7 protein-coding genes are annotated in these 6,496 nt (G+C 74.3%); 3 read left to right on the top strand and 4 right to left on the bottom strand.

Features of this window, described 5'->3' with window-relative positions; translation table 11 throughout:
* Both HYE82_RS32785 and HYE82_RS32780 read right to left on the bottom strand, forming a co-directional pair.
* Nucleotides 1-2,505: ATP-binding protein (locus HYE82_RS32785; RefSeq protein WP_179177853.1), on the bottom strand; the 2,505-nt coding region annotated here is incomplete at its 3' end.
* 53 nt (nucleotides 2,506-2,558) lie between these two features.
* Nucleotides 2,559-2,906, bottom strand: coding sequence for an MHYT domain-containing protein (locus HYE82_RS32780; protein WP_179177852.1), 348 nt, complete (start codon nucleotides 2,904-2,906; stop codon nucleotides 2,559-2,561).
* Between the two features lie 160 nt (nucleotides 2,907-3,066).
* On the opposite strand from HYE82_RS32780, the gene HYE82_RS32775 reads away from it, so the two are divergent.
* Nucleotides 3,067-3,645, top strand: coding sequence for a class I SAM-dependent methyltransferase (locus HYE82_RS32775; RefSeq protein ID WP_179177851.1), 579 nt, complete (start codon nucleotides 3,067-3,069; stop codon nucleotides 3,643-3,645).
* Between the two features lie 39 nt (nucleotides 3,646-3,684).
* Here the strand turns inward: HYE82_RS32775 and HYE82_RS32770 are convergent, their stop codons facing one another.
* Nucleotides 3,685-4,599: an oxygenase MpaB family protein gene (locus tag HYE82_RS32770; RefSeq protein ID WP_179177850.1), complete on the bottom strand. Its 915-nt coding sequence runs from the start codon at nucleotides 4,597-4,599 to the stop codon at nucleotides 3,685-3,687.
* A gap of 136 nt (nucleotides 4,600-4,735) precedes the next feature.
* Here HYE82_RS32770 and HYE82_RS32765 point away from each other — a divergent pair, with 136 nt between their 5' ends.
* Nucleotides 4,736-5,524 (top strand): hypothetical protein, encoded by a 789-nt coding sequence (locus HYE82_RS32765; RefSeq protein ID WP_179177849.1) that lies wholly within the window; start codon nucleotides 4,736-4,738, stop codon nucleotides 5,522-5,524.
* 117 nt (nucleotides 5,525-5,641) lie between these two features.
* A complete protein-coding gene (locus HYE82_RS32760) occupies nucleotides 5,642-6,097 on the top strand; it encodes an SAM-dependent methyltransferase (protein ID WP_179177854.1) in 456 nt (151 codons plus the stop codon).
* Between the two features lie 52 nt (nucleotides 6,098-6,149).
* On the opposite strand, the gene HYE82_RS32755 is transcribed toward HYE82_RS32760, so the two are convergent.
* Nucleotides 6,150-6,332, bottom strand: coding sequence for a hypothetical protein (locus HYE82_RS32755; protein ID WP_179177848.1), 183 nt, complete (start codon nucleotides 6,330-6,332; stop codon nucleotides 6,150-6,152).
* Between the last annotated feature and the right edge of the window lie 164 nt (nucleotides 6,333-6,496).

Genomic DNA, 6,496 nt, shown 5'->3' with positions numbered 1-6,496 from the left:
GGGCACTGCGGCTGCGGGGACGGGGGCGGGTACCGGCTCGGGCTCCGGTACCGGCTCGGGCTCCGGTACGGGCTCGGGCTTCGGTGCGGACGGGGGCGGCGTCCGCGGTGCGGGCTCCTGAGCCGCTGCCGCCGATATCGGGGCCTGCGTACGGGTGTGCGCGCCACCGCGCGGGTGCAGCGGCGCCACCGGGGCCGGCTGCGCCTCCTTGCGTACGGGCCCCCGGTCGGCGGCCGCGACACCGCGCGCATCCTCCTGCACGGCGGCCACGGCCGACGGCTCCCGGTCCGGCTCCCGCGCCGGGGCTGTCGGCCCGGTCCGGGCCGACAGCGCGCCCTCGCCTTCGCTCCCGCTTCCGGCGTCGGTCCGGGGCTCCGGGTCCGGGGCGGCGACAGCGTCGCAAGCCTGCCCGATCGTCCCCTGCAGCAGGGGCCTCGGCAGGAGCACCACGGCGGTGGTGCCCCCGGACGGCGACGGGCGCAGGTGCACCTTCACGCGGTGCCGGGCCGAGAGGCGGCTGACCACGAAGAGCCCGAGCCGGTCGGCGTCGAAGAGGTCGAGGACCTCGGACTCCTTGATGCGCCGGTTGGCCTCTGCCAGGGTGTCGCTGCCCATGCCGAGTCCGCGGTCCTCGACTTCGAGGACGTATCCGGCGCCGACGGGCTCCCCGGTGACCCTGACCTTGGTGTGGGGAGGCGAGAACTGGGTGGCGTTCTCGATGAGTTCGGCGAGCAGGTGGGTGAGATCGGCGACCGCGGCGCCGATGACGGCGGCTTCGGCGATCCGGCCGAGTTCGACGCGCGGATAGTCCTCGATCTCGGAGACGGCGGCGCGGACCACGTTCGTCAGCGGGACCGGCGTGCGCCATGCCCGTCCCGGGGCAGCGCCCGACAGGATGATCAGGCTCTCCGCGTGTCGGCGCATCCGGGTCGTGAGGTGGTCGAGGCGGAAGAGGTCGCCGAGTTCGCCGGGGTCGTCCGCGCGCCGCTCCATCGAGTCGAGCAGGCTGAGCTGCTTGTGCACCAGGACCTGGCTGCGGCGGGCCAGGTTGACGAAGACCCCGCTGATCCCACCGGCGAGTTCGGCGCGTTCGGCGGCGGCGCCCAGGGCGGCCCGGTGGACGGTGGCCAGCGCCTCGCCGACCTGGGTGATCTCGTCCTCGGCGGCGGGTCCCGGCGGGACCTCGGCCTCGACGTCGATGGCCTCCCCCGCCCGGAGCCGGTGCATGGCGTGCGGGAGCTTCCGGTGGGCGATGTCCAGGGCCGTGTCGCGCAGCGTGACGAGTTCCACGACGAGGCCGCGGCCGATGCGGACGGAGATGACGAGCGAGGCGGCAACGGCGGCGAAGCCGAGCAGGGCGGCGGCGCCGGCAGGGCCGGCGAGGCCCTCGGCGAGGGGGTCGCCGAGGTCGGCGGCGGCATGGGCGGCGGCTTCGATCTCCCGCACGGAGGTGCTGATGCTCGCGTACGCGGCGTCCCAGCCCGCAGCCGCCGCGCGGGGGTCCTTGGCCGTTCCGGCAGTCAGCACCCGGTCTTCTGCACCGGTGAGGTCGGCGTAGGCCGAACTCTTGGCGACCGCCTGCCAGGCGTCCCGCTGGGCGGCGGGCAGGTCGTCGGCGGAGCTCATGGTGAGCGCGCGGCGGGTTTCGACCGCGCCGGTGAGGCGTCGGAGCGATTCGGTGCTGCGCTGGCCGGGCAGGGAGATCAACGCATCCTCGCGGGCCAGGAGTTCCCCTGCGCGGGCGAATTCGAGCAGGACGCGGGCCTCGGCGCCGAGTTCGGACTGCTCGCCGCCGGAGAGGTTGCCCGTCACGGCGAAGGCGCTGTCCACGACGCGCGTGTACGTCTCGTACGCCGCGTCGGGGGTGGTGCGGCGGTCGTTGATGTCCCTGCGGGCGGGGCCGAGGCCTTCGGCGGCGGCGACGAAGGCGCCGAGGCGGACGACGAGCTCGGTGCGGTGGTCGCCGGACTCGGCGACGGTGTACCGCTCGCCCAGCCGGAGCCGGCGGACCGCGTCGTCGGTGCGCCGCTGCTGCTTGCCCAGCTCGGCGGCGCGATCGGGTACCGGGTCGGCCAGGAAGCGGACGGCGGTGCGGCGCTCGGCCTGGAGCTCGGTGACCGCGGCCGTGACGTGCGTGCGCATCTGGGCGATCCGCTGGGTCCGGCCGGTCCGGGCCATGTCCTGGGCGGTGCCGACGGCGGCGAAGCCCCAGAGGGCGAGCAGTGAGACCACCGGGACCACGAGGAGCGCGACGATCTTCGCGCGGACGGTCGCGGGGCGCAGCCGCGGCCGCCACCGCCGGCCGGGGTGCGGGCGTGCGGCGCCGCCGTAGGCACCGGTACCCGGGCCGGCAGCGCCACCGGCGGGGGCGGCAGGCGCCGGACCGCGCCCCGGTTCCGGCTCGGGTTCGTCGGCGGAGGGTCCGGCATGGGCCCGGCGGCCGCGTGCCGGGAGCGCGGGCAGCTGCTGCGCTGCTGGTTCCGGTTGGCTGCGGGGTGTACGCATGGGCTCCTCGTCGGGGGTGCGGGTGCGCGGGCGCGCCGGGGGAAGGAGGAGGGTCAGCGGGCGGTCGCGGCGGTGACGGCCCCGGGCGACTCGATGGTGAGCGCGGCCCGCAGGGCGGCCGTGGCGGCGACGGGGACGACGAGGCTGAGAACGGTCAGCGGCACGTGGTGGTGGATCTCGGTTCCGGTGACGTGGAATCCGAGCATCGCGACGAAGTGCATGGTCCAGATGCCGGTGCCGATGGCCGGGGCCGCGGTGAGGAGCCGGGTGCGGCGTGAGGAGCCGGTGGTGGCGAGCGCGCGGACGGCGCACCGCAGTCCGAGGGCGGCACCGATGGATGCCATCACGTATGACAGTACGGGCGTCAGCCAGCCGTACGCCGCATGTGCGAGGTGTCCCATGGCCCCCGGACGCTAGTCCGGGTGAGGGGGCGAACAAGGGACGCATTTCGAAAGCCACTGGAACTGCTGGAATATGACAGGGATACGTTCATCTACGATCACGGCTCGTGCCATCTTGCCCACGGGCCGCACGCGCGGGGCCATGGGGGACCATGTGCCCATGACGGATGACCGCTCGACACACAAGGACGTCGCCCACGTGCAGGAGTTCTTCGGGACGCGCGCGGACGGCTGGGACGCGAAGTTCTCCGAGGACGGGCCCGCCTTCGCCCGGGCCGTGGCCGACTTCGGACTGCGGCCCGGGGACCGCGTCCTCGACGCGGGCTGCGGGACCGGGCGGGCGCTGCCCGCGCTGCGGGCCGCCGTCGGACCGTCCGGCACCGTGCTCGGCGCGGACGTCACCCCGCAGATGCTGGCCGCCGCGCAGCGGGCCGGGCGGGACGCCGAGGGCGCCCTGCTGCTCGCGGACGTGGCCCGGCTGCCGCTGCGCGACGCGGCGCTCGACGCGGTGTTCGCCTCCGGGCTCGTCGCGCACCTCCCGGACCCGGCGGCGAACCTGCGCGAGCTGGCCCGCGTCGTCCGCCCCGGAGGCGGGCTCGCACTGTTTCACCCGATCGGGCGAGCCGCCCTGGCCGCCCGCCACGGCCGCGCGCTGACCCCGGACGACCTGCGGGCCGAGCGCAACCTCGGCCCGCTGCTGGCCGGTTCGGGCTGGGAGCTGGTCTCGTACGCCGACTAGGACACCCGCTTCCTGGCCCTCGCGGTGCGCCGCGGCTGATCAGGCCGGGGGCTGGGCCTCGGCCCCGGCCGGCCGGCGCGGGTGCGGGACGGGGCACCCGCCCAGGCCGGGGACCGGGAAGGTGCCGAGCTCGCCCACGTCGTAGCCGTTGCGGTAGCCCTTGATCTCCGGGTTCTGACGGGCGTAGTGCGGGGCCTTGCGCGGCGGCAGCAGCCGTACGGCGCGACCGCGCAGCTTCAGGACACCGCGGACCAGCCGCTGGACCTGCGGGCGGGGGCGCTCGTACCGGAAGGCGTCGAGCAGCGGCTGGTCCAGCAGGGCGAGGCTGGCTCCGCGCAGGGCGGGGGCCAGCGGGGCCGGGTACCAGGAGGCCAGCAGGTCCAGGGTGGAATCGGCGACCTTGCGGCCGCCCTCGTCCCATCCGAAATGCGCCTTCTCGTAGGCGTTCAGGGTCTCCTCGAACTCCTCGTAGGAGCCCGGAATGTCCTTGATGCCCATGTGCCGGCCGAGGGTGGCGTAGTAGTTCGCCGAGGCGCGGCGCTCGTGGTGGGTCATCGGGCGCCAGCCGTAGTCGTCCATCCAGCGCGCAGGAATCACCACGAACGTGCACAGGACGTAGCGCATGTCCTCGTTCGAGATGTCGTAGCTGTGGTGCATCTGGTTGATGCGGCGGATCGCCGTACGCGCGGTCTCGCTCTCGAAGCCGTGCTCCACGACCGCGTCGAGGAGCAGCGCGGTGTCGTCGTAGCGCTTCTGCGGGCGGTCGGTGAATTCGGCGGTCTCGGCCAGGAGCCGGCCGATGCTCGGGACGGCGTACGTCCGGAAGAGCGCGAGCTCCAGGGCGCGGGTGAAGTCCCAGGGGAACTCGTACGTGGCGGTGAGCCGGTAGATGGTGAGGAAATCCCTGTCCGGGTCCAGACCGAGGATCTCCCTCAGCCGGTCGTAACGCTGCACCGGGGTGTCCCTTTCTGTGGCGGGTGGTCAACTCTACGTGCAGGTAGTGGGCTTGGAAATCGCCGCCGCGGACTCTCGACGCGGGGGTTACCCGCTGGTTAGGGTGCGCCGACGAAGCGAGGGACCGGGAGGCCATGTGTCCGATGAGGAAGGGGGCGGTTCGCTCTACGTGCTGACCGCCGTGCTGCTGACCCCCGCCCAGTTCCCGAGCGTGCTGGGCGACGATTTCCCCGAGGCGTGTGCGCTGCTGGGGGTGCCCCCGGCCGCCGAGGGGTACGGGCTGGTGCTCGGGCAGGACGAGGACGGCGCGCGCTGGACGGTCGTCGTGGACGACGTCTCGCTCGTGGCCGCCGCCATCGCTTCCTGGGACTGCGGGATGGAGTACGACCTGTCCCCCGACGAGCGGACGATCGTGGTCTCGCTGGCGGGCTGGCCGCTGGCTCTGGCGGTGGCCGCTCCCGGAATCCCGGACCCGCACGATCCGGAGCAGGGCGCGGACGGCACCGGACGGGTGCCGCTGGCCCCGCCGTCGGCCGACGCCTGGGGGCCGGTGCAGCGGAGGATGGGGGCCGATCAGATCGCCCGGGAGTGGGCCGACTGGCAGGAGCAGGCGGCAGCCGACGGCGGTGCGGCGGCAGCCGCACACCCCGGGCTCGCGCGAGCGCTCCGGGAGGCGCTGGAGTACACGCGGAAGGCGCCGCCGCCCGGGCGGGTGCGGTCCTCCTTCGCCGGCGAGGACACTCGGACTCTCCGGGTGGACGGGCCCGGCTGGTCGCTGGTGGCCCGCACCGACGGCGCGGCCTTCGTCCTGCTGGACGACGAGCCGAGCCAGGTCCTTCCGGTGCCCGGCAGTGGGGAGCGGGGCCTGCCGGAGCTGCCGCAGCTGCTGGCCGCGCTGGACGGTATCGCCGTACGCCCGTTCTGACCCTCCGGCTGGAGGGGCCGACCGACCCGACCCGGCCAGCCGACCGACCGACCGATTGATTGACCGACCGAGATGTCCGGGACCGACCGAGAAGAGTAGAAACGGGGGGACGACGTGGTGGTGTCCGAGCCGGTGGGCGTGGTGGTGGGCGGCCGCGCGGAGGTGGCCGACGACGACTGGGGGCGGGAGAGGGCGGTGATCCGCCTGGACTCCGGCCGGTTCGGCCCGGAGGCGCTGTACGGGTTGGAGTCCTTCTCGCACATCGAGGTCTTGTACCACTTCGACCGGGTGCCGGAGGAGAAGATCGAGACCGGCGCCCGGCGGCCCCGGGGCAACCCGGACTGGCCGCTGGTCGGCATCTTCGCGCAGCGCGGCAAGAACCGGCCGAACCGGCTGGGCGTCTCCCGGTGCCGCGTGGTGCGGGTGGACGGCCTGGACGTGCACGTGGAGGGCCTCGACGCGGTGCACGGCACACCCGTCCTGGACCTCAAGCCGTACATGGCCGAGTTCGGTCCCCGGGGCGAAGTCGGCCAGCCGGAGTGGGCCACCGAGCTGATGCGGGACTACTACTGACCGCCCGGGCCTGCTCGGCAGGCGGGCCCGGCCGGAACGCCTCCCGGTGGGCTCAGCGGCCCAGCTGCTTCCTGGATATGCCCCGCACGCGGCGGCGCTGGGAGGGGTCCAGCAGCAGATAGGCCGCCGCCGGGACACCGATCAGTATCAGCAGCCCGGCCCAGAACCCGACCAGGCTCCACACCACGATGGCTGCCACGACTCCGGCAATTGCAACACCCGCGCGCTTGGACATCTGCGGACACCTCCACCCGTCATGGGATCGCTCTCACGTCACCTGGCTCAACGCGCCACCGCGTCGTCGCGTTCCCGACGGGACCACGCCGCACCACGCCGGCACCACGCCGCACCGCCCGGCACCGCCCCGCACCGCCCGGCACCGCCCCGGACCGCCCGCAC

Source organism: Streptomyces sp. BR123 (assembly GCF_013401435.1).
GTDB lineage: Bacteria > Actinomycetota > Actinomycetes > Streptomycetales > Streptomycetaceae > Streptomyces.
This window is presented reverse-complemented; position numbering and strand designations above follow the sequence as displayed.

Coding starts and splice junctions, on each gene's coding strand:
- HYE82_RS32780 (WP_179177852.1), bottom strand. CDS start 2,906: ATGGGACACCTCGCACATGCGGCGTACGGCTGGCTGACGCCCGTACTG.
- HYE82_RS32775 (WP_179177851.1), top strand. CDS start 3,067: ATGACGGATGACCGCTCGACACACAAGGACGTCGCCCACGTGCAGGAG.
- HYE82_RS32755 (WP_179177848.1), bottom strand. CDS start 6,332: ATGTCCAAGCGCGCGGGTGTTGCAATTGCCGGAGTCGTGGCAGCCATC.